Here is a 20375-nt window from a genome sequence, read left to right as displayed (position 1 = left end):
GGATCGCGGGCGGCGTTCCGGTCACACCCGCATGGGCATGAGCACGTACAGGGCCTGCTCGTCGGCCATATCGTGAATGAGCGTCGGCGATCCCGCGTCGGCCAGCAGGAACTTGGCTTCGCTGCCGCTCAACTGGCCGGCGACGTCGAGCAGATAGCGCGCGTTGAACCCGATCTCGATCGGGTCGGCGTCGTAGTCGGCGGCGATTTCCTCGACCGCGCTGCCGGAGTCCGGATTGTTGACGGTCAACGTCACCTGGCCGTCCGAAATCGCCAGCTTGACCGCGCGGCCGCGTTCCGACGAGATGGTCGAGACACGGTCGACGGCATCGGCGAAGCTTTGCCGGTCGATGACGAGTTTTTTGTCGTTGCCGGTCGGGATGACGCGCTGATAGTCGGGAAAGGTGCCGTCGATCAGCTTGGAGGTCAGGATGACGCTTCCGATGGTGAAGCGGATCTTGGTTTCCGACAGTTCGACCGCCACCTTGACGCCGGGGGCGTCGACCAGCTTCTGCAGCTCGTTCACCGTCTTGCGCGGAATGATGATGCCGGGCATGCCTTCCGAGCCGGCCGGCGCCTCCATGTCGGCGCGCGCCAGGCGGTGCCCGTCGGTCGCCACCGCGCGCAGCACCAGCGCGCCGGCGCTTTCCAGCGTGTGCAGGAAGATGCCGTTGAGATAATAGCGGGTTTCTTCCGTGGAGATCGCAAACTGGGTCCTGTCGACCAGGCCCTTGAGCGCCTCGGACTCGATGCGGAAAATGTGCGAGAACGACCCCGCCGTCAGCTCCGGGAAGTCGGATTGCGGCAGGCATTGCAGCCGGAAGTTGGACCGCCCGGCGATCACCGACATCGAGCGTCCGTCTTCGTCGGTCTTCAGCATGACTTCGGCGCCGTCGGGCAACTTGCGTACGATGTCGTAGAGCAGATGGGCGGGCACCGTCGTCGCGCCGGCCTGTTCGACCTGGGCGGCGGTCGCCTCGGTGACCTCGATGTCGAGGTCGGTCGCCTTCATCTCCAGCACGGCGCCCTCGGCCCTGAGCAGAACGTTCGACAGGATCGGAATGGTGTTGCGGCGTTCGACCACGCGATGGACGTGGTTGAGCGACTTCAGGAGGTTTGAACGTTCGAGTGTGACACGCATGACTTCGAGGTCTCATACCGGGCGGGCTTCGCGGGAAGCGCAGAAGGAAACGGCCCGCAACGGGCCGGAATCAAACCAAAATGACAGGAAAATTCCGGCAAACGCAAGCCCGCGCGCCGGCCGAACGCTCGACCGGCGCGTATTCTTCGGGGATAACGGGTCCGCGAACCGCAAAGCCGGCGGCCGGGCCCTGAATCCGGTCAGGCCTGGTCGCTGATCAGTCGGCGCAGAAGCTCCAGCTCCTGGGCCAGCGTGTTGTCGTCGCCCGACAATTGCTCGATCTTGCGCACCGCGTGCAACACAGTCGTATGATCACGGCCGCCGAAGCGCCGGCCGATCTCCGGCAGCGAGCGCGGCGTCATGACTTTTGACAGATACATGGCGACCTGCCGCGGCTTGACGATGGTGCGGGTACGCCGGTTGGACAGCAATTCCGTCTTCGAAACGTTGTAATGGCGCGCCACGATGCGCTGGATGTCCTCGATGCGCACCCGTTTCGGGTCGCCCGGACGGAACATATGGCCCAGAAGCTCGTCGATGCGTTCGATCGACAATTGCGGCTCGAAGGAGCGGCGGAACAGCAACTGGTTGAAGGCGCCCTCAAGCTCGCGCCCGGAGCCGGTAACGGCGCGCGCGACATGTTCGAGGATCTCTTCGGGGATCGTTAGCGTCTGGTCTTCCGTGCGTGCGGCCTCCAGGCGCTGCTGAAGCATGCGCAGGCGCATGTCCATGTCGGGCGCGGCCATTTCCAGCGAAACCCCGCCCTGCAGCCTGGAGCGCACGCGCGGCTCGAGCGATTCCAGCTCCGAGGCCGGCCGGTCCGCGGCCACCACGACCTGCTTGGCACTATCAAGCAACATGTTGATAAGATGGCAGAATTCATGCTGGATCGATTTGCCTTGCAGGAACTGCATGTCGTCGATGATCAGCAGATCGATGTCGCGCAATTGCTCTTTCAGCGTCAGCGCGTTGTTGTCGCGGATCGCGGTCGCGAACCGCCACATGAAATATTCCGCGGTCAGGTAGACCACCCGCGACTGCGGGTTGCGCGCCAGCGCCTCGGCGGCGATCGCCTGCAGGAGATGCGTCTTGCCGAGACCGACGGAGGCGTGGAGGAAGAGCGGATTGAAGCGCAGCGACGCGGTCGGGTTTTCCGCGACGGTGCGGGCGGCCGCGAAGGCGACGCGATTGGGTGGTCCCTCGATGAACGACTCGAACGTGTAGCGGCTGTCGAGCGGCGAGCCGAGAACGTTTTGTCCCCGCGCGGACTCGACCGCGGGACGGCGCGGCTGGCTCGGCCTTTTCTGGCTGATCGTTCCGCTCGCCAGCGCCGTGCCCGCGGCGTGCGATGCCGGGCCGGCATCGGTCGTTTCGCTCTCGCTGGGCCGCGTGTTGCGTGTGGCGGTGCGCACAACGATCTCCAGGCGCAGCAGGCCGGGCTCTTCGCGCCGCCACAACTCCGTGATCAGGTCGAGATAATGGCTGTTGATCCAGGAGCGCAGAAAGGCGGTGGGCACGGACAGGCGGACAAGCCCGCGGGACGCCTCGGCGAGCTTCATGCGCCCGAACCAGCTTGAATAGACCTCCATGCCGAGCTGCGCGCGCAACTGCACCCGGATGCGTTCGAAAATCTCGGAAGCGGACGAACCGGTTTTCATATCATGAACGTCCCCGCCTGCCCTCACGAAAGGAAGCCCCGCCTTGACCTCCGTTCCCATGCCGCCCTGCATCCCAACTTTCCTTTTCATAACGATATGCATTCCCGTCGCGCGCAGGCCCTGGCCGCGAGCGTCCACGTTCTGACGCAACGGCGCATCGCACCGCCCGCCACTTCACTCGAATACAACCGACCGCATCTGGTCAGCCCACCCCCTTTACGTCCCAGCGCGCGGACGCGCGGAGACTGCTTGAACATAGGCCGCAAAGTTCCCCGTGCCGGCGGAAGATGCCGGTCCGTTCCTCGTCACTCCTCGACCTGAAACACGCCGGACTGGCGGCGTGACGAAAGGCAAAAACCTATCGCTCGCGAGAGATGTTTCCCGCGCTGAAAACGGTAGATTTTCTGGGTATTGAGGCCCGAGGGCCTTGTCCCTTCCGATGGGTGGACATTACAAAATGTGACGGCTGAAGGGCAAGGCCGCGGGTAAGGGTTTTTTAATTTGTAGGGCGGTTGGGGCCATGTCCCCGATGGAACGAATCAAGGGGCGGCGCCCCTAAACCGTTTTGAATCAAACCCTTTTCTCGGACCGTTTCTTTCGTGGCCGGCTACATAAAAAATCTATTTTTTTTCGCTTGACACAATTTCGGCAAAGCCGGTCCACCGCACATGTGGAGAAGCTGTGTATGACCTCTGGTAAGGTATTGATTTAAAAAGATATTACCTGTGGATCGAGCCTGAGTCGCCGCGGCTCGTCAAAGGGTCGTCCAGCGTCAAAACCGCCTGTGCCGGCAAAGCAATTGACGCGAATTTTTCACGCCGCGTTTGCCCGTAACGGACAAGTGCTTGGCAGTAAAACAAAAAAGCCCGGCTCAGACGGCCGGGCATTCCTGCAACTAGACGGGGCGGCTGTGCCCGATGCTGCCTTCAGGCTGAAAGCGCCTTCACGCGCTGCGCCAGACGCGACACTTTGCGCGAGGCGGTGTTGCGGTGCAGGACGCCTTTGGTCGCCGCCCGCATCAACTCGGGCTGAACGGCCTTGAGCGCCGTTTCAGCAGCGCTCTTGTCGCCGGTAGCCAGCGCCTCTTCAACCTTGCGCACGAAATTGCGCACGCGCGAGCGACGGCTCTTGTTGATCTCGGTCCGGCGCGCGAGCTTGCGCGTGGCCTTTTTGGCCGAAGTGGTATTGGCCATGGTGCCTCTCTGGTTATCCTGACGTTCGTGCCGCGCCCGCAAAGCCGGTAGGCACGAAAACAATCGGGCGGCCGCAGGGCCGCCTCTGTTGGCGCGGCTTATAGTGCAGCTTTTTTCCCACGTCAACGCCCTTTGATGGCAGGCGCCCGTGTCAGCGATTGCGGAAGTTCGGCGTGCGTTTTTCCGCGAAAGCCGCCATGCCTTCCGTCTGGTCCTCGAGCGCGAACATCGAATGGAACACCCGCCGCTCGAAGCGCAGTCCTTCCGAAAGCGTGGTCTCGTAGGAGCGGTTGACGGCTTCCTTGGCCATCATCACCGCCGGCAGCGAGAAGGAGGCGATCTTGCCGGCCGCCGCCAGCGCCTCCTCGAGTAGGTCGCCCGTCGGCACCACCCGCGAGACCAGGCCCGCGCGTTCGGCTTCGGCGGCGTCCATCATCCGCCCGGTCAGGCACATATCCATCGCCTTGGCCTTGCCGACAAAGCGTGTCAACCGTTGGGAACCGCCCATGCCGGGCATGACGCCGAGCGTGATCTCCGGCTGGCCGAATTTCGCGTTTTCGGCGGCGATGATGAAATCGCACATCATCGCCAATTCACAGCCGCCGCCGAGCGCATAGCCGGAAACGGCCGCCACGATCGGCTTGCGGATCCGCGTCAGCGCCTCCCAACCGGCGAAGAAGTCGCTCATGAAGGCGTCGACGAATTCCATCGACTGCATCTGTTTGATGTCGGCTCCGGCCGCGAAGGCCTTTTCCGACCCCGTGATCACGATCGCGCCGATGCCGGCATCGGCCTCGAAGGAGTCGAGCGCCGCGATCACCTCCGCCAACACCGTGGTGTTGAGCGCGTTGAGCGCCTTCGGCCGGTTCAGCGTGATGAGGCCGACCCGCGCGCGCGTTTCGACCAGGATCGTTTCATAGGCCATCGGGTATCTCCTCCGGTTTTGCGAGCATGTGCTCTAGCCTAGCGCTGGCACGCGGGGCAATAAAAAGTCGAGCGGCCCGACTGCACGGTGCGCAAGACGACGCTGTCGCAATCCGGCTGGACGCACGGCTCGCCTTCGCGGTCGTAGACGGCGAAACGGTGCTGGAAATAACCGAGTGCCCCGTCGGCATGGACGTAATCGCGCAGCGACGAGCCTCCGGCCTCGATGGCGTCCGCGATCACCGCGCGGACCGCCGCGGCGAGCCGGTCGCAGGCCGCCGTCGCACCGCCATGCTTGTTCACGATCGACCCGGCCGCGCGGTCGGGCGCGAGCCCCGCTCGCCACAGGGCCTCGCACACATAGATGTTGCCGAGCCCGGCGATCAGGCGCTGGTCGAGCAGGGCGGCCTTCAGCGGTGCGCGCCGGTTGTGAAACAGGGTCGCGAGCAGGGCGCCGTCGAGCCTGTTTCCGGTCGGTTCGGCGCCGAGCTTGCCGATCAGCGGATGCGCGGCCAGTTCCCCTTCCTCGGCGAAAGCCATGAAGCCGAAACGGCGCGGGTCGTTGAAGACGATCCGGGCGTTTGCGCCGGTCTTCGGCGCGAGATGGAAGACGACGTGGTCATGCGCGGCATTCTTGGAGCGGGCATGGTGGAAGCGGCCGGGCGAGTCGCCATCGGGCCCGTCCGTCTCGATGCGCCAGGAGCCCGACATGCCCAGATGGCTGATCAGGGTCAGGCCGTCGTCGAGATGGGCGAGGAGGTATTTGGCGCGCCGCGACAGGCCGTCGACCCGCCGCCCGGTCAGCCGGCCGGCGAAGTCGGCGGGAAACGGGAACCGCAGGTCGGGCCGCCGCTGTTCGACCGACAGGATACGCGCGCCCTCCATCACCGGGGCGAGCCCGCGGCGCACCGTCTCGACTTCGGGCAGCTCAGGCATGGGCGTGCAGCTCGGGCAGGAAAGAGTGGCCGTACGGGCCGGCCGGCAAGCCCAGATGCGCGGCGATCGTCTCGCCGATATCGGCGAAGCTGGTGCGCACCCCGAGCGCCGCCGGTGCCAGGCCGGGGCCGGTGCCGAACACGGGTACGCGCTCGCGCGTGTGGTCGGTGCCGGGCCAGGTCGGGTCGCAGCCATGATCGGCCGTCAGGATCAGAAGGTCGCCCTCGGCGAGCCGCGACAGCGCTTCGGGCAAGCGGGCGTCGAATGCCTCAAGCGCGGCGGCGTAACCGGCGACGTCGCGCCGGTGGCCGAACAACATGTCGAAATCGACGAAATTCGCGAACACCAGGTCGCCGGCGACGGCATCGTCCATCGCCGTCAGCGCGGCGTCGAACAGCGCCATATTGCCGGCCGCCTTGCGCACCTCGCTCACGCCGCGATGGGCGAAGATATCGCCGATCTTGCCGATGCCGATCACACGGCCGCCGGCCTCGGTCACCCGGTCGAGCAGCGTCGGCTCGACGGGCGGAACCGCATAGTCGCGCCGATTGGCGGTGCGGACAAAATCGGCCGGCGTCTCGCCGATAAAAGGCCGCGCGATCACGCGGCCGATATTGAGCGGGTCGACCAGTCGCCGGACAGTGGCGCACAGCTTGTAAAGCCGTTCGAGGCCGAAATGGGTTTCATGCGCGGCGATCTGGAACACCGAATCCGCCGAGGTGTAGCAGATCGGCTTGCCCGAGCGGATATGGTCCTCGCCGAGCTTTGCGATGATCTCCGTGCCCGAGGCGTGGCAATTGCCCAAAATCCCCGGCAGGCCGGTTTCGCGCAGGATCGCCGCCACGAGGTCGTCGGGAAAGCTCGGCGTTGTGTCGGGGAAATAACCCCACGCGAACGGTACGGGCAGGCCGGCGATCTCCCAATGGCCCGACGGGGTGTCCTTGCCCTTGGAGACCTCCTGCGCGGCGCCGAAAAATCCGCCCGCCCCATGCCGGCTGGGCGCCTTTCCGTTCGGGGCGGTCGCCGTCTCGGCGGCCAGGGCAAGGCCGAGCTCGGTCATGTTGGGAAGGGCGAGGGGACCGCGGCGTAGTCCCGCCCGATCGGCCATTCCGTCTGCAGCCGCTTGCGCGATATGCGCGAAAGTGTTGGCGCCCTCGTCGCCGAAATCGGCGGCATCCGGCGCGCCGCCTATGCCGAAGGAGTCGAGCACGAACAAAAAGGCGCGCGCCATGGCTGAACATCCTTACACATTGGTTCCAACGACACTTAGAATTGAAGCGGTGAATTGGCAATTCGGAAACCAAACGGCAAGGTCGCCATGCGATAGGGGACACATAGCGGCAGCGAGGCGGAGATGGCGATGAGGCGGACGACGTTGGCGGGGTTGGCCGTGGCCGCGACGATCGCGCTGGGGTCGTCGCCCGCGCAGGCCGGCTGGAAGGAAGAGGTCGGCACCTTGCGGATCGGCATGCTGGCGCGTCCCGGCGCCGGCGCGGCGGTGCCGGGCGCATCGGCGATCGAGCGCGCCTTCTCGAAAGCCCTGGGCATTCCCGTCGACATCTTCGTTGCGCGCGATTTCGCCGCCCTGATCGACGCGCATGCCAATGCGCGTGTGCACTACGCGGTCTACTCGGCTTTGGCCTACGCGCTGGCCTGGCGTCGTTGCAACTGTGTGGAGCCGCTGGCCGCGCCGATCTCGCGGGACGGTGCCACCGGCATTCGCGCCCAGCTGATCGTCGCGCCGGGCGTGGTCGAGCGGCCGACGCCGCCGCGCATCGCCTATGTGCCGGGCAGTCTGGCGTCGGATCTGTTGCCGCGCCTGGCCTCGACGGGCGGCGCCGACGAGGCGGAGATCGCGGACGAACGACGCGTCGCCGTGAAAAGCGCGGCCGAGGCCGAGCGCCGCTTCATCGCCGGCAAGGTCGATGGCCTTTTCGGTTGGGCGTATGAGCGCGTCGGCGGCGCAACCGGCGGTACGGTCGACCGACTTGTGAAGGCCGGCCTCGCTGCGGATGGTTTCGATATCGCGTGGACCTCGGCGCCGATACGCTATGGTCCGCACGCGATCCGCACCGACCTGCCGGATGAGCTCAAACAGGCGCTGGCGCGATTTCTGACCAGCCTGAAGCAGCAGCAGCCCGACATCTACGATCTTGTGGAGGAAGAGCGCCAGGGCGGGTTTCTGCGGGTGTCCCAGTCCGACTATCGAAGCGTGCTGGGCCTGATGGAACTCGTTGCGCCCCTGCCGTCTCCTGCCGCCGCGCCGCCCGCTGCCAAATCATCTGGGCACCCGGCCGGCCTGTGAGCCGGAGCGAGCCGCCGTCCTTCAGCAGTCGACGCATTTGACCTGCTGGCTCATGCGGGGCCGCAAATAATATTGCTCGCCCATGCTGATCTTGTCGAAGGCGGCGGCCAGGCCGATCGTGGCCTTCTTTTCGGCGTTCCAGGTCAGGACCGGCTTGTAGTCCAGTTCCGCTTCGCCGCGAATGAGAAAGGTACCCCTGACCTTGAGGTCCTCGGGCACGGTCGTCGTCGTACCGGCCGTCAGGTGGTCGCTCGCGGTGCCGTTGATCATCTTGCGCGACCAGGCGACCTTGACCTTGGGCGTGTCCTCGTCGGTGATTTCGATCCCGGTGACGTAGATTGAGGGCGCGGTGCGGTTATAGGGCTGGATCACCGAACCGCCGATCTTCATGATGGCGTCGATCTCGGCTTCGGTGACCTGCTGTTGCTGGGTGACGAGGTCGGCGATCATCGAGGCGATGCGGCCGGTCTTCTTGTTGGCTTCGATCGCCTGCGAGGTCTCCATGGTCATGAAATAAAGCCCGATCAGGATCGGCACGACAAAGGCGAACTCCAGTGCGGCTGCGGCGCGCCGGTCGCGCCACAGGCCGACCAACGTCGCCTTGCAAAGCACACTCCGATACGAAAATCCGTTTCGCCCTAACATCGCTTCTATCCCTTTTTGCTCGCGCGGCGCACCTCGTGCTGCCACGGCGGCATCAATCGTCGAACGGCTCGTTCTGCCAGGTGGCCGTCGCGAAATGCAGCGTCTTGCCGTCCTTCAGATTCGACATCGATTTGCGCATGAAGTCGGTCATAACCGGCCAGCGATAGAAAACTCTGAGCATGTTCTTGCTCAGCGACGGGCCGGGATCGACGTCGAAATCGCTGGTGTCGATATCCTTGTCCGCGGTCAGCTTGATGCGCACCTTGGCCGCTTCCTCGAAGGTGGCGAATTCGCGCAGATCTACTTCCAGGCCGGGACAGCCGGCCGCGACGATGATTTCGATCTGGTCGCAGATTTTCTGCTTGAGCACGGCCTCGTTCAGGCCGGCTGCCTTGATCTGGCCGGTGCGCACCTGACGCGCGACATTGTCGGTCGCGGTCGTCAGAACTTGCTGGCCGGCAAACGAGATGCAGCTTTCCAGAATTGCGAAGACAAGCATGGAAAACGGCAGCGCCAGCGCCACGAACTCGACGGCGACGGCGCCGTCGCGACTGCGCGCAAATCGGCCGACAAGGCCTCTGCGTTTCCTTGTCGTCGCGGCCTGACGCCCTGCCGACTTATGCTGTGTCATTGCCAACTCCTGCCAACCCCAATTGCAGTCGTGCAAAGACGTCTAGCGCATGGCGGTTGAATTCCCGTTTTGGCAACCAGGAAAATTATCCACGCCCCGTTTACCGATGCTTTACCCGCAGCCGAAACCGGGCGGGATCCGTTGGCTTCGCCCCGTTTCCGGGGGGCTGAGGCGGTTGGTGCGCTACTGGCTGGCGCCCATCTCGCTTTCGGACAGGCGTTCGGCATCGCTCTTGTAGGAGCTCTCGCAATAGGGCGTGCACGACAGCGTCTGAACCTCGGCGCGGCGATAGACGCGCACGGATTTGGTGTCCTGGCGGGCCACGTAGATCTGTTCGTCGACGATCGGGGCCCCGTCCAGGTCGAGGACGACGATATTGGTGACGCCGAATCCGCGCCCCGTCAGCACGAGCGTGGTGGCATCCTGGACCGAGGCGTCCGCGATTTGCGGATTGCCGACCACGATCGTGTCCGCCGGCCGGGCCAGCTTGACGATCTTGGCCTCGTTCATGAGGATACGGATGCCCGCTTCGGCCAGCGCAGGCGCGGCCCCGGCTGCCAGCGACAGCGCCGCCAACGTGCCGATAAGGACATGTCGTGCCGGGAATTTCGATGTCGACGCCATGGGGTCTCTCCGCCTCGTGCTTGCCGAAAGATGAACCGTATTGGTGAATCTTCGGTTAAGCGCGGCCGCGAACCTGGCGGGACTGCCCTTTTGGTCCCCGGTGACGAGATACCCCGCTCGCGTGCGCGAGTCTTTCACGATCCCGGTGAGGTCGTATTCGCGGCGTCGAGCCGACGGCGCGCGTCCCCGTCGCCGTCAAGCAGGCTCCAAGTAAAGGAGCTCCCCGCCTCAAGTAGGGAACGGCGACCACGCGCATTGTGCCGGTGCTCGGGCGACCGCCGTTTCGGATCGAATCGAGGCGGGCGGCAAAGCATACAATGCGCGGGTTTTGCTTATGCCAAATTTAACCAACAGGGGCGGTCGCAAGGGTTAGGGTTTCGGTAAGTCTGTTTCTTAAGCCGATCGAAACAGCTTCCCCGTAGTGTCTGGCCATCCGATCAACGCACGAAGAAATGTTGACGGGCTGTGCTGTAACACGTGGAGTAGGAGCTCTCGAATGTCTAAGCTTTTTGCACGTTTCGTGAAAGACGAATCCGGCGCGACCGCTATCGAATACGGTCTGATCGCCGCCCTCATCGCCGTGGCCATCATGGCCGGCGCCGGTGCCCTCGGCACGTCGCTGGACAAGCAGTTCACGGAAATCTCCAAGGAACTCGACTATACGGCCGACTAGTCGCCGCCTTCGGGCCGTCAAATGCCCGATCTAGCCGAGGGGCCGCTTGTCGAGCGGCCCCTTTGCTTTGCGCGGTTTCGGGTTTCACACTTGTTTAAGCGCGCTGGGTCTATCCTGGACCATACCAACCGGTGAGGCGATCATGATTGAAGCGGCGATCTTCGTCATCTTTCCGTTCTGCATGGCTTTCGCGGCCGTTTCCGACATGCTGTCGATGACGATCGCCAACCGCGTGCCGGTCTTGCTTGTCGCCGCCTTCGCCGTTCTGGCCCCGCTGACCGGCATGGCCTGGCCCGAGTTCGGCATGCATTTCGCCGCCATGGCTGCGGTGCTCGCCGTCACCTTCGCCCTGTTTGCCGTCGGCGGCATGGGCGGCGGCGATGCCAAGCTGCTCGCGGCCACGGCATTGTGGATGGGGTTCGACATGAACCTGCTTTATTATCTCACCGTTTCGGCGATGTTCGGCGGCCTGCTCACATTTTTCATCCTCCTTTATCGCCGCTCGCTTTTCGCCGACATCACGGTCAACAATCTGATCCTGCGCAATTTTGCCGACCGCGACGCCGGCGTTCCCTATGGGATCGCGCTCGGCCTCGGCGGTCTGGCCGCCTATCTGCACTCGCCCCTGATGGTCTGGGCGCTCGCCCAGGTCTAGGCGGTTAGGCACTGCGATCCGTAAACCTTGAATTAAGGACGATCGTAAGCATTGCATTAACCCTAATTTGACGATTGCTCCCGCATTGTCGCCGCCGGTGGACGTAAATCGCCGGGTAAAGGTGCGGGTTGATGAACACTTCACGCTTGATCATTTTGGGTGTTGCCGTCGTCGCGGCCGGTGTTGCCGGTTATATCGCGAAGAACCTGGCGACGGCGCCGGCGCCGATCGTGGTTGCGGACGCGGTGCCGCGCGAACCGGCGGTCCGCATGACCGAGGTGCTGGTGTTGTCGGAGGACCTGCCGGTCGGTCAACCGCTGGAAAACCAGATGCGCTGGCAGGACTGGCCGTCCGAGGCGGTCAGCGATGGTTTCATAACGCGTGAAGCCGAAGGCGACGCCCAGGAAACGCTGAAAGGGGCGATTGCCCGCCTGCCGATATATGCCGGCGAACCGGTGCGGCGCTCCAAACTGATCGGCGCCGGTCAAAGCTTCATGTCCGCGATCCTGCCATCCGGCAAGCGCGCGATCGCCACCCAGATTTCTGCCGACACCTCGGCTGGTGGTTTCATCCTGCCCAACGACTTTGTCGACGTGATCATGACGCGCCGCGCCGAGAGCGGCGGCACCCAGGGTTTCGTCACCGAAACCATCCTGAAGAATATCCGGGTCCTGGCCATCGATCAGACGATCACCGAGGACGAGGAAGGCCGTAAGGTCAAGGTCGGTGAGACGGCGACCCTCGAACTGACGGCCCAGCAGGCCGAAATCATCACCGTGGCCCAGCAGCTCGCCGACAGGCTGACGCTGGCGCTGCGTTCGATCAAGGATGCCCAGGAAAAACCGACCGGTGAGGCCGACTATCTGGTGTCCGGCAATGGCCGGCGCGGCACGGTTCGGCTGATCAAATCGGGCGAAGTCTCTGAAGTTGGAGCGCGCAAATGACGTCGCATATTCGCAAGCTGCCGGAAAAGGGTCTCAAGGCTCCGATCGCCACGGGGATCGCGACGTGCCTGTTCGCGATGGCGGCGGTCGGCCTGCCCGCCGTACCCGGTTTCGGATCGGGCGAGGCGGCCGCTGGCCAGGTCAAGGTGCGCTCGACCAGTTCGACGAGCCAGCGCATCAAGCTCGGTCTCAACAAGTCTGTCGTTATCGATCTGCCGCAGGACGCCTACGACATCCTGGTGGCAAATCCGACGGTTGCCGACGCCGTGACGCGTACCGCGCGACGCATCTATCTGTTCGGCAAGCAGGTGGGCGAAACCAATATTTATGTCTTCGGCGCCAATGGCGAACAGATCGCGAGCCTGGACCTGGCGATCGAGCGCGACGTGGCCGGGCTTGAGGATTATCTCGAACGGTTCATCCCGAATTCCGACATCACCGTCGAGCTTTTGAACGACAACGTCGTCCTGACAGGAACGGTCGAGACACCGCTCGACGCCTCGCGCGCCGCCCGGCTGGCGCAGATTTTCGTCACCGGCGGTGAAGCGACGACAGGTCAATATGCCCAGACCGCAGCCGCGCCGACCGATGGCGGCGGTGTCGACATCAACAACCCCGACGCCGAGCGGCGCGTCAGCCAGATCGTCAACCTGTTGAAGATCGTCGGCGAGGATCAGGTCACGCTCAAGGTGACCGTTGCCGAAGTCAGCCGCGTTGTCATGAAACAACTCGGCGTCAACATCATGGGTTCCGGCACCTCCAACGGCATTTCCTGGGGCGCGATCGGCGAGAATATTTCCGGTCTTGGCAAGCATCTGACCGGATCGCAGCTCAGCCTCGGCACGGCCTTCGGGTCGAGCACGCTCGACGCCTATCTCAACGCCATGGAACAGGCTGGCGTGATGAAGACGCTCGCCGAACCGACGCTGACGGCGATCTCCGGCGAGAAGGCCGAATTCCGGGTCGGTGGCGAGTTCAACCTGGTCGTGGGCCAGGAGGTCGATTCGGAGACCGGTGGCATTTCCTACGATATCGAGAAGCTGGAATACGGGATCGGGCTGGAATTCCTTCCCGTCGTGCTGTCGCCCGGCCGCATCAGCCTGAAGGTCCGCACCTCGGTCTCCGAGCCGACGACGGAAGGATCGGTCCCGCTTGGCACCGGTGGCAGGCGGACCGCCACCAATCTCTTGTCGATCCGCAAGCGGCTTGCCGACACGACCGTGGAACTGCCGTCGGGCGGCTCGATGATGATCGCCGGCCTCGTTCGCGACGATATCCGCCAGGCGACATCGGGACTGCCCGGCCTGTCGAAGCTGCCTGTATTGGGCACGCTGTTCCGCAGCCGCGACTTCGTCCGCAACGAATCCGAACTCGTCATCATCGTCACGCCCTATCTGGCGCGCCCGGTGGCCCGCCAGCAGCTTGCCCGCCCGGACGACAATTTCAACGCCGCCAGCGATGGCGCCGGCATGTTTCTGGGCCGTGTCAATCGCGTCTACGGCACGATGAAGACCAACAAGCCCAAGGGCCGCTACCACGGTGTGGTCGGCTACATCTACAAATGATCGCGAGGAACGGCACGATGCGTAGTGCACTCTCCTGTCTGCCCCAGGCCGCACGCCCGTCGCGGCGTGCCGCCACCGTTCTTGCCGCGATCGCGGCGGCCGCGCTGCTTGGCGGTTGCGCCAAGCGCGATTCGATCACGGTCGGTTCGGTGCCGGACGACTACCGGACCAATCACCCCATCATCATCTCCGAACAGGACGAGGTGCTCGACCTGCCCGTCGGCCTGTCCGAGCATGGCATGACCCGGATCCATCGTGCGGCCGTTGACGGCTATGTCGCCAATTACGATCGCGGTGCTGGCGCCGTGATAAGCATCATGGTCCCGGCCAATTCCGCCAACGCGGCCTCGGCAAGCGCGGCTGCCTATGAGATCGCCGACTATATGCAGCGCAAGGGCATCCCGGCCGGGCGCATCGTCACCGTGCCCTACGATGCGGGCGCCCCCGACCAGACAGCCCCGATCCGTCTCGTGCATGGCCGCATGAAGGCCCATGTCGGCCAATGCGGCCGTTGGCCCGACGACGTGCTCAAGACGAGCGAGAACAAGCACTACACGAATTTCGGCTGCGCCTATCAGAACAATCTGGCTGCCCAACTGGCCAATCCGGCAGACCTTCTGGGACCGCGGGCCCCCACCGAGATAGACGCCGCCAATCGCGGGGTGGCGATCGAGGACTACCAGAGCCGTGAAACCGAATGGGCCCCGGTCACCCAGTACTGACGAGCCGGAAGCGAGGCGAGGACGATGAACAATCTGGCTTATGACAGCGAAGGCGAGCTGGACGAAGCGGTGACGGACGGCGAAGTGGCGCAGCTCAATGCGTTGCGTCCCATCCCGCGGATATCGATCCAGGCTTTCTGCGAAACCGAGAGTGTGGCCAAACCGATTGAGCGCGCCGGCGACGACCGGCGTATGGCCAAGGCCCATCTCACGGTTCACATGGGTGGGCTTGAGGCCGCACTCGAATATTACGCGGCCGCGCCGACGCCGAACCTGATCGTTCTGGAATCCCGCGACGAGCCCAAGGAAATGCTGGAATCGCTGCAGCGACTGGCCGATGTGTGCGATCCTTCGACCAAGGTCATCATCATCGGCCATTACAACGATGTGTGGCTGTATCGCGAACTGATCCGCGCCGGCATATCGGAATATGTCGTGGCTCCGGTTTCGCTGGCCGATGTGGTCGCGATCATTTCTCAGATTTTCGTCGACCCCGAGGCCGAGCCGCTCGGCAAATCGATCGCTTTCGTCGGCGCCAAGGGCGGGGTCGGTTCCTCGACGATTGCCCATAATGTCGGCTGGATGGTGTCGTCGACGTTCAGTTCCGAAGTCGTCGTGGCTGATCTCGACCTGCCGTTCGGCACGGCGAATATCAATTTCGACCAGGATCCGGCTCAGGGCATCGCGGAGGCCGTGTTTTCGCCCGAGCGCATCGACGAGGTCTATCTCGACCGTTTGCTAGCCCAATGTTCGGAACATCTCTCCCTGCTGGCCGCGCCGTCCACGCTCGACAGGGCCTATGATTTCGATTCCGACGCCTTCGCCCAGATCATCGACATCGCCCAGCGCAGCGCGCCGCTTCTGATCCTCGACGTCCCGCACGGGTGGAACGGCTGGACGCGCAAGACGCTGGTCCAGGCCGACGACATCGTCATAACCGCGTCGCCGGAACTGGCGAATCTGCGCAACACCAAGAACCTCGTCGACACGCTCAAGAAGCTGCGGCCGAACGATAAGCCCCCCTATCTGGTCATCAATCAGGCCGGCATGCCCAAGCGGCCCGAGATCTCGGCGGAGGATTTTGCCGAACCGCTCGACTTGGTGCCACTGGCGACGATCCCGTTCGAGGCGCAGCTTTTCGGCAATGCGGCCAATAATGGCCGGATGCTCGGCGAGATGGATGCGCAGCACATGATCGTGAAATCGATCTCCGAAATCGCGCATGTGCTGACCGGTCGAAGCGAAATAAAGACCAAGACCAAAACTGGCCTGGCCGGAATGCTCGCCAAGCTGAAGGCACGGAAGTAGCCACGAAATTGCGAAATTGGTGCGTGGGACATGTTTGGAAGACGTGGTAGCGAAGGTTCGTTGAGGGAAGAGCCGGTCAGCCGGCCGGTTGCCCCCCCGCCGGCGGCGCCGGACGATGCCGACCGTCCCGCAGCCCAGCCGCGCGCGGCCGCGCCGCAACCGCCCGCGCCGCCGCGCCGGGCGGTCGAGCCGCCTCCGGCGCCCAAGCCGGCCGCGCGCCAGGAGCGCGAGCACACGGAAAACTATTACGACACCAAGAGCCAGGTTTTTTCCGCGCTCATCGACACGATCGACCTGTCGCAGCTCGCCAAGCTCGAACCGGAGACGGCGCGCGAGGAAATCCGCGATATCGTCAACGACATCATCGCGATCAAGAATTTTGCGATGTCGATCTCCGAGCAGGAGGAACTGCTCGAGGATATCTGCAACGACGTTCTGGGCTATGGGCCGCTGGAGCCGTTGCTGGCGCGCGACGAAATCGCCGACATCATGGTCAACGGCGCCAAGCACGTTTATATCGAGGTCGAAGGCAAGGTCGAGCAGACCAAGGTCCGCTTCCGCGACAATCAGCAACTCCTCAATATCTGCCAGCGCATCGTCAGCCAGGTCGGCCGGCGCGTCGACGAATCGAGCCCGATCTGCGATGCGCGCCTGCCCGACGGCAGCCGCGTCAACGTCATCGCGCCGCCGCTCGCCATCGACGGAACGGCGCTGACCATCCGCAAATTCAAGAAGGACAAGCTGACGCTCGATCAGCTGGTGAAATTCGGCGCCATCTCGCAGGAAGGCGCCGATGTCCTGAAAATCATCGGCCGCGTGCGCTGCAACGTCATCATCTCCGGCGGGACGGGCTCGGGTAAGACGACCCTGCTCAACTGCCTGACCAACTATATCGACCGCGACGAGCGCATCATCACCTGCGAGGATTCCGCCGAACTCCAGCTGCAGCAGCCGCACGTCGTGCGCCTGGAGACGCGGCCGCCCAATCTCGAGGGGGAGGGCGAAATCACCATGCGCGAGCTGGTCAAGAACTGCCTGCGTATGCGCCCCGAACGCATCATCGTGGGCGAGGTCCGCGGGTCCGAGGTGTTCGACCTGCTGCAGGCGATGAACACCGGCCATGACGGATCGATGGGCACCATTCACTCCAATTCGCCGCGCGAATGTCTCAACCGTATCGAATCGATGATCGCCATGGGAGGGTTTTCGCTGCCCCAGCGCACGGTACGCGAGATCATCGTCGGCTCCGTCGACGTCATCATCCAGGCCGCCCGTCTGCGCGACGGTTCGCGCCGCATCACCCACATCACCGAGGTGATCGGCATGGAGGGCGACGTCATCGTGACGCAGGACCTGGTGCTCTACAACATCAGCGGCGAAGACCAGAACGGGCGCATCGTCGGCAATCACACCTCGACCGGCGTCGGTCGGCCGAATTTCTGGGATCGGGCCCGCTACTACGGCGAGGAAGCGCGGCTGGCCAACGCGCTGGAAGCCATGGAAAAGCAGGTCGGCTGACGTGAACGCGGTGAGGAAATAGGCCGATGTTCGGACTTGATACGACCGTTCTGGCGGTGATCCTGCTCGCCGGCCTCAGCGCCGGCGCGGTCGCCTATGCGTTCATGTTCAACACCATCGCCAACGAGCGCAAGGCAGGGCGGCGGCTGGAAACGATCAAGAAGGCGGAGACCGACCGCAATGTGGTCAAGGCCTCGCGTGATCGTATGGCCGAAGCGGCCAAGCGGCGCAAATCGGTCCAGGATTCGCTCAAGGATCTGGACGAGAAGCAGCGGGCGAAGGACACCCGCACGCGCAAGCCGCCGCTGAAGGGCCAGATCAAGCAGGCCGGCCTCAATATGCCGGTGCAGCGGTTTTACGTCATCTCGGCCTTTAGCGGCCTGTTCTTCGCGATCGTGGCGTTTTTCGCCGGCGCGCCACTGTGGGCGGTCCCCGGGGCGCTGCTTGCCGGCGCCATCGGCGTGCCCCGCTGGGGACTGGCCTATTTGCGCGCGCGACGGGTCAAGGCCTTTCTCGAGGAGCTGCCCAATGCGCTCGACATCATCGTACGCTCGGTGAAATCCGGTCTGCCGATCAACGATGGCGTGCGGTTGATCGCAAACGAGTCACAGGAGCCGGTGCGCGGCGAATTCCGTCGCGTCGTCGAGGCCCAGCAAATGGGTCTTTCGCTGCCCGAGGCGACGCTGCGCATGGCCGAAACCATGCCGTGCCCGGAGGCCGGCTTCTTCGGCATCGTCATCCAGATCCAGAGCCAGGCCGGCGGCAATCTGTCCGAAGCGCTGGGCAATCTCTCGCGGGTCCTGCGCGACCGCAAGCGGATGCGGGCGAAGGTCTCGGCCCTGTCGATGGAGGCCAAGGCTTCGGCGGCCATTATCGGCGCGCTGCCCTTCATCGTGGCTTTCCTCGTCTATCTGACCAGCCCGAATTACATCATGCCGCTCTTCACCACCTCGACCGGACACATGGTGCTCGGCGTATCGCTGCTGTGGATGTCGGTCGGGATCTTCGTGATGAAGAAGATGATGAATTTCGACATTTGAAGACGGCGCATTTCGAAAAGGCCGACCCATGACCGACCAGATCGTCAACGCGATATTCGAACCGGCCTTCCTCGTCGGGCTGCTGGTTGCGGTTGCCGTCTTCGCGACCGTGTTCACGGCCATGCCGGCGCTGGGTGGGAGCGAGCTCAAAACGCGCATGAAGACGGTCGCGCTGGAGCGCGACGAATTGCGGGCCAAGCAGCGCGCGCGTCTCGCCGCCGAGGCGGACCGGCGCCGCAAGGGCTTGCGCGAGGAACAGTCGCGCGGCATGCGCGATATTGTCGAGCGGCTCGATTTGAAGCGGGCCCTGGTCGATCAGGCGACCCTGTCGAAGCTGCGCATGGCCGGGTTTCGCGGCGAAAATCCGCTGACGCGCTTCCTGTTTTTTCGGCTGGTTTTGCCCGTGGTCGGGCTGGTGCTCGGCGGCTTGTATATCTTCGTGCTCGGCGGCATGGCCGACCAGCCGATGCTGGTCAAGGTGTTCATCGTCATCGCCGCCGCCTACGCCGGCTTCTACGCCCCGATCATCTATGTCAACAACCGCGCCACCAAGCGCAAGCAGTCGATCCAGAAAGCATGGCCCGACGCGCTCGACCTGATGCTGATCTGCGTGGAATCGGGCATGTCGATCGAGGCGGCCTTCCGGCGCGTGGCCGAGGAAATCGGTGTGCAGTCCGTCGAGCTCGCCGAGGAGTTCGTGCTCACCAATGCCGAGCTGTCCTTCCTGCAAGAGCGCCGTCAGGCCTACGAAAACCTTGCCGGCCGCACCGGGCTCGAGGCGGTCAAGAGCGTCAGCCAGGCTCTGATCCAGGCCGAACGCTACGGCACGCCGGTTGCTCACGCGCTCAGGGTTCTGGCCCAGGAAAGCCGAGAGATGCGCATGAACGCGGCCGAAAAGAAGGCGGCCGCGCTGCCGCCCAAGCTCACCGTGCCGATGATCCTGTTCTTTCTGCCGGTCCTGTTCGCCGTCATCCTCGGCCCCGCCATTATGCAGTTCTCCGAACAGGGCGTATTCGGCGACAAGAAGCAATCGTCCAGCGACCGATAGCGCCGCGCGGGACCGGCCTCTTTACAAAGCAACAAACGCCCCGGCGACAATCGCGCGGGGCGTTTTGCATGGTGCTTGCGGGCGGCGGTTCAGCGATCGACGGCGATATAGCCCATATGGGTTCCCATGCCGCGATTGGTGCGCCGCAGCACCGGGGCCTCGCGATAGTTGGGGCGTGCGCGCACCGGCTTGGGCGGCTTGGCGGGGCTGTCCTTGATGCCCCACATCTTCTTGAAACCCTTCCAGGATTTTTTGGACATGTCGCCCGGCCGGTAGTCGCTGTCGACGCCGAAGCACCGGGCGATGCAGGTCACCACCGTGGTGGACACCTCGCCGACGGCGGTGCCGATCGCCAGGCCGACCGAGGAGATGATCTTGGCGCGGGTGCGCGCCGGGGTGCCGATCGCCTTGAGTTCCCGACCCAGTTTCTCGGTGCCGGTCTCGCGCTGGAGATTGGCGCCGTCCCGCGCCGCGGCGGGGCCTGTCATCGCGGCGCCGATGCCGACCACAAGCGCGGCAGCGAGGAGAATGGAGAGCAGTTTTGCGAACATTTTTTGGTCCCTTCCTTTTGAACTGCGAACAAGCGTTGCGTTAACTTGGTCGCGGGAAGGGACGAAAAGGTTCGAAACTTTTTTCAGGGCCGGTCTGGCGGCCGAAAAGCTGGTTGTCGGCGGCGCGTTTGCCGCGCGCCGGTGGTCAGGCGGCTAAGGCTGGGCGAAGGGGTCTAGGCTCAGGACCTATTAATTCCTTTTGAGATGTGATTCACGGTCTTTGAGAAGGAGGCCGTGATGGGTGATTTGTTTCTGCTGAGCGAGGGCCAGATGGCGCGGATATCGCCGTACTTCC

Annotated in this window: 20 protein-coding genes; 10 read left to right on the top strand and 10 right to left on the bottom strand. The window is 64.0% G+C overall.

Annotated features, from left to right (window positions below; genetic code table 11):
* Nucleotides 1–21 precede the first annotated feature (21 nt).
* From dnaN to C7T96_RS17275, 6 genes are all read right to left on the bottom strand, one after another.
* Nucleotides 22–1140: a DNA polymerase III subunit beta gene (gene dnaN, locus C7T96_RS17300; RefSeq protein WP_106572512.1), complete on the bottom strand. Its 1119-nt coding sequence runs from the start codon at nucleotides 1138–1140 to the stop codon at nucleotides 22–24.
* Between the two features lie 200 nt (nucleotides 1141–1340).
* On the bottom strand, nucleotides 1341–2870 hold the full coding sequence (gene dnaA, locus C7T96_RS17295) for a chromosomal replication initiator protein DnaA (protein WP_106572511.1): 1530 nt from the start codon (nucleotides 2868–2870) through the stop codon (nucleotides 1341–1343).
* Between the two features lie 854 nt (nucleotides 2871–3724).
* Nucleotides 3725–3991: a 30S ribosomal protein S20 gene (gene rpsT / locus C7T96_RS17290; protein WP_106572510.1), complete on the bottom strand. Its 267-nt coding sequence runs from the start codon at nucleotides 3989–3991 to the stop codon at nucleotides 3725–3727.
* Between the two features lie 151 nt (nucleotides 3992–4142).
* Nucleotides 4143–4916: an enoyl-CoA hydratase gene (locus tag C7T96_RS17285; protein ID WP_106572509.1), complete on the bottom strand. Its 774-nt coding sequence runs from the start codon at nucleotides 4914–4916 to the stop codon at nucleotides 4143–4145.
* Between the two features lie 38 nt (nucleotides 4917–4954).
* Nucleotides 4955–5851 carry a bifunctional DNA-formamidopyrimidine glycosylase/DNA-(apurinic or apyrimidinic site) lyase gene (mutM, locus tag C7T96_RS17280; RefSeq protein ID WP_106572508.1) on the bottom strand — a complete coding sequence of 299 codons (897 nt, stop codon included), beginning with the start codon at nucleotides 5849–5851 and terminating at the stop codon, nucleotides 4955–4957.
* Nucleotides 5844–7082: a phosphopentomutase gene (locus C7T96_RS17275; RefSeq protein ID WP_106572507.1), complete on the bottom strand. Its 1239-nt coding sequence runs from the start codon at nucleotides 7080–7082 to the stop codon at nucleotides 5844–5846. The genes mutM and C7T96_RS17275 overlap by 8 nt, the downstream gene beginning before the upstream one ends.
* A 129-nt stretch (nucleotides 7083–7211) precedes the next feature.
* On the opposite strand from C7T96_RS17275, the gene C7T96_RS17270 reads away from it, so the two are divergent.
* Nucleotides 7212–8156, top strand: a complete 945-nt coding sequence (locus tag C7T96_RS17270; protein ID WP_158264404.1) for a PhnD/SsuA/transferrin family substrate-binding protein — start codon at nucleotides 7212–7214, stop codon at nucleotides 8154–8156.
* Nucleotides 8157–8177: 21 nt separating this feature from the next.
* Here the strand turns inward: C7T96_RS17270 and C7T96_RS17265 are convergent, their stop codons facing one another.
* From C7T96_RS17265 to C7T96_RS17255, 3 genes are all read right to left on the bottom strand, one after another.
* Complete coding sequence (locus C7T96_RS17265) at nucleotides 8178–8750, bottom strand: TadE/TadG family type IV pilus assembly protein (RefSeq protein ID WP_238719940.1); 573 nt, start codon at nucleotides 8748–8750, stop codon at nucleotides 8178–8180.
* A 103-nt stretch (nucleotides 8751–8853) separates the two neighbouring features.
* Nucleotides 8854–9432, bottom strand: a complete 579-nt coding sequence (locus C7T96_RS17260) for a TadE/TadG family type IV pilus assembly protein (protein ID WP_106572505.1) — start codon at nucleotides 9430–9432, stop codon at nucleotides 8854–8856.
* A gap of 183 nt (nucleotides 9433–9615) precedes the next feature.
* Entirely contained in the window at nucleotides 9616–10056 is a 441-nt protein-coding gene (locus tag C7T96_RS17255; protein WP_106572504.1) for a pilus assembly protein N-terminal domain-containing protein, read from the bottom strand.
* Between the two features lie 496 nt (nucleotides 10057–10552).
* Here C7T96_RS17255 and C7T96_RS17250 point away from each other — a divergent pair, with 496 nt between their 5' ends.
* From C7T96_RS17250 to C7T96_RS17210, 9 genes are all read left to right on the top strand, one after another.
* A complete protein-coding gene (locus C7T96_RS17250) occupies nucleotides 10553–10729 on the top strand; it encodes a Flp family type IVb pilin (RefSeq protein ID WP_106572503.1) in 177 nt (58 codons plus the stop codon).
* Between the two features lie 142 nt (nucleotides 10730–10871).
* Entirely contained in the window at nucleotides 10872–11384 is a 513-nt protein-coding gene (locus tag C7T96_RS17245; protein WP_106572502.1) for a prepilin peptidase, read from the top strand.
* 131 nt (nucleotides 11385–11515) lie between these two features.
* Nucleotides 11516–12328, top strand: a complete 813-nt coding sequence (cpaB, locus tag C7T96_RS17240; RefSeq protein ID WP_106572501.1) for a Flp pilus assembly protein CpaB — start codon at nucleotides 11516–11518, stop codon at nucleotides 12326–12328.
* Complete coding sequence (locus C7T96_RS17235; protein ID WP_106572500.1) at nucleotides 12325–13893, top strand: type II and III secretion system protein family protein; 1569 nt, start codon at nucleotides 12325–12327, stop codon at nucleotides 13891–13893. Before cpaB ends, C7T96_RS17235 begins: the two co-directional genes overlap by 4 nt.
* 17 nt (nucleotides 13894–13910) lie before the next feature.
* Entirely contained in the window at nucleotides 13911–14615 is a 705-nt protein-coding gene (locus tag C7T96_RS17230) for a CpaD family pilus assembly lipoprotein (protein WP_106572499.1), read from the top strand.
* 24 nt (nucleotides 14616–14639) lie between these two features.
* On the top strand, nucleotides 14640–15923 hold the full coding sequence (locus C7T96_RS17225; RefSeq protein WP_106572498.1) for a CpaE family protein: 1284 nt from the start codon (nucleotides 14640–14642) through the stop codon (nucleotides 15921–15923).
* 30 nt (nucleotides 15924–15953) lie between these two features.
* Nucleotides 15954–17441, top strand: coding sequence for a CpaF family protein (locus tag C7T96_RS17220; RefSeq protein WP_106572497.1), 1488 nt, complete (start codon nucleotides 15954–15956; stop codon nucleotides 17439–17441).
* A gap of 26 nt (nucleotides 17442–17467) precedes the next feature.
* Nucleotides 17468–18481, top strand: coding sequence for a type II secretion system F family protein (locus C7T96_RS17215; protein ID WP_106572496.1), 1014 nt, complete (start codon nucleotides 17468–17470; stop codon nucleotides 18479–18481).
* Nucleotides 18482–18509: 28 nt separating this feature from the next.
* On the top strand, nucleotides 18510–19529 hold the full coding sequence (locus tag C7T96_RS17210) for a type II secretion system F family protein (protein WP_106572495.1): 1020 nt from the start codon (nucleotides 18510–18512) through the stop codon (nucleotides 19527–19529).
* Nucleotides 19530–19618: 89 nt separating this feature from the next.
* Here C7T96_RS17210 and C7T96_RS17205 read toward each other — a convergent pair whose 3' ends face one another.
* Nucleotides 19619–20080: a hypothetical protein gene (locus C7T96_RS17205; protein WP_106572494.1), complete on the bottom strand. Its 462-nt coding sequence runs from the start codon at nucleotides 20078–20080 to the stop codon at nucleotides 19619–19621.
* Between the last annotated feature and the right edge of the window lie 295 nt (nucleotides 20081–20375).

The sequence above is a fragment of the Nitratireductor sp. StC3 genome, from assembly GCF_003015025.1.
Classification (GTDB): Bacteria; Pseudomonadota; Alphaproteobacteria; order Rhizobiales; family Rhizobiaceae; genus Mangrovimarina; species Mangrovimarina alexandrii.
This window is presented reverse-complemented; position numbering and strand designations above follow the sequence as displayed.

Excerpts from the sequence above, each read along its gene's own strand:
- dnaN (WP_106572512.1), bottom strand. The coding sequence starts at position 1,140 with ATGCGTGTCACACTCGAACGTTCAAACCTCCTGAAGTCGCTCAACCAC.
- dnaA (WP_106572511.1), bottom strand. The coding sequence starts at position 2,870 with ATGCAGGGCGGCATGGGAACGGAGGTCAAGGCGGGGCTTCCTTTCGTG.
- rpsT (WP_106572510.1), bottom strand. The coding sequence starts at position 3,991 with ATGGCCAATACCACTTCGGCCAAAAAGGCCACGCGCAAGCTCGCGCGC.
- C7T96_RS17285 (WP_106572509.1), bottom strand. The coding sequence starts at position 4,916 with ATGGCCTATGAAACGATCCTGGTCGAAACGCGCGCGCGGGTCGGCCTC.
- mutM (WP_106572508.1), bottom strand. The coding sequence starts at position 5,851 with ATGCCTGAGCTGCCCGAAGTCGAGACGGTGCGCCGCGGGCTCGCCCCG.
- C7T96_RS17275 (WP_106572507.1), bottom strand. The coding sequence starts at position 7,082 with ATGGCGCGCGCCTTTTTGTTCGTGCTCGACTCCTTCGGCATAGGCGGC.
- C7T96_RS17270 (WP_158264404.1), top strand. The coding sequence starts at position 7,212 with ATGAGGCGGACGACGTTGGCGGGGTTGGCCGTGGCCGCGACGATCGCG.
- C7T96_RS17260 (WP_106572505.1), bottom strand. The coding sequence starts at position 9,432 with ATGACACAGCATAAGTCGGCAGGGCGTCAGGCCGCGACGACAAGGAAA.
- C7T96_RS17255 (WP_106572504.1), bottom strand. The coding sequence starts at position 10,056 with ATGGCGTCGACATCGAAATTCCCGGCACGACATGTCCTTATCGGCACG.
- C7T96_RS17250 (WP_106572503.1), top strand. The coding sequence starts at position 10,553 with ATGTCTAAGCTTTTTGCACGTTTCGTGAAAGACGAATCCGGCGCGACC.
- C7T96_RS17245 (WP_106572502.1), top strand. The coding sequence starts at position 10,872 with ATGATTGAAGCGGCGATCTTCGTCATCTTTCCGTTCTGCATGGCTTTC.
- cpaB (WP_106572501.1), top strand. The coding sequence starts at position 11,516 with ATGAACACTTCACGCTTGATCATTTTGGGTGTTGCCGTCGTCGCGGCC.
- C7T96_RS17235 (WP_106572500.1), top strand. The coding sequence starts at position 12,325 with ATGACGTCGCATATTCGCAAGCTGCCGGAAAAGGGTCTCAAGGCTCCG.
- C7T96_RS17230 (WP_106572499.1), top strand. The coding sequence starts at position 13,911 with ATGCGTAGTGCACTCTCCTGTCTGCCCCAGGCCGCACGCCCGTCGCGG.
- C7T96_RS17225 (WP_106572498.1), top strand. The coding sequence starts at position 14,640 with ATGAACAATCTGGCTTATGACAGCGAAGGCGAGCTGGACGAAGCGGTG.
- C7T96_RS17220 (WP_106572497.1), top strand. The coding sequence starts at position 15,954 with ATGTTTGGAAGACGTGGTAGCGAAGGTTCGTTGAGGGAAGAGCCGGTC.
- C7T96_RS17215 (WP_106572496.1), top strand. The coding sequence starts at position 17,468 with ATGTTCGGACTTGATACGACCGTTCTGGCGGTGATCCTGCTCGCCGGC.
- C7T96_RS17210 (WP_106572495.1), top strand. The coding sequence starts at position 18,510 with ATGACCGACCAGATCGTCAACGCGATATTCGAACCGGCCTTCCTCGTC.
- C7T96_RS17205 (WP_106572494.1), bottom strand. The coding sequence starts at position 20,080 with ATGTTCGCAAAACTGCTCTCCATTCTCCTCGCTGCCGCGCTTGTGGTC.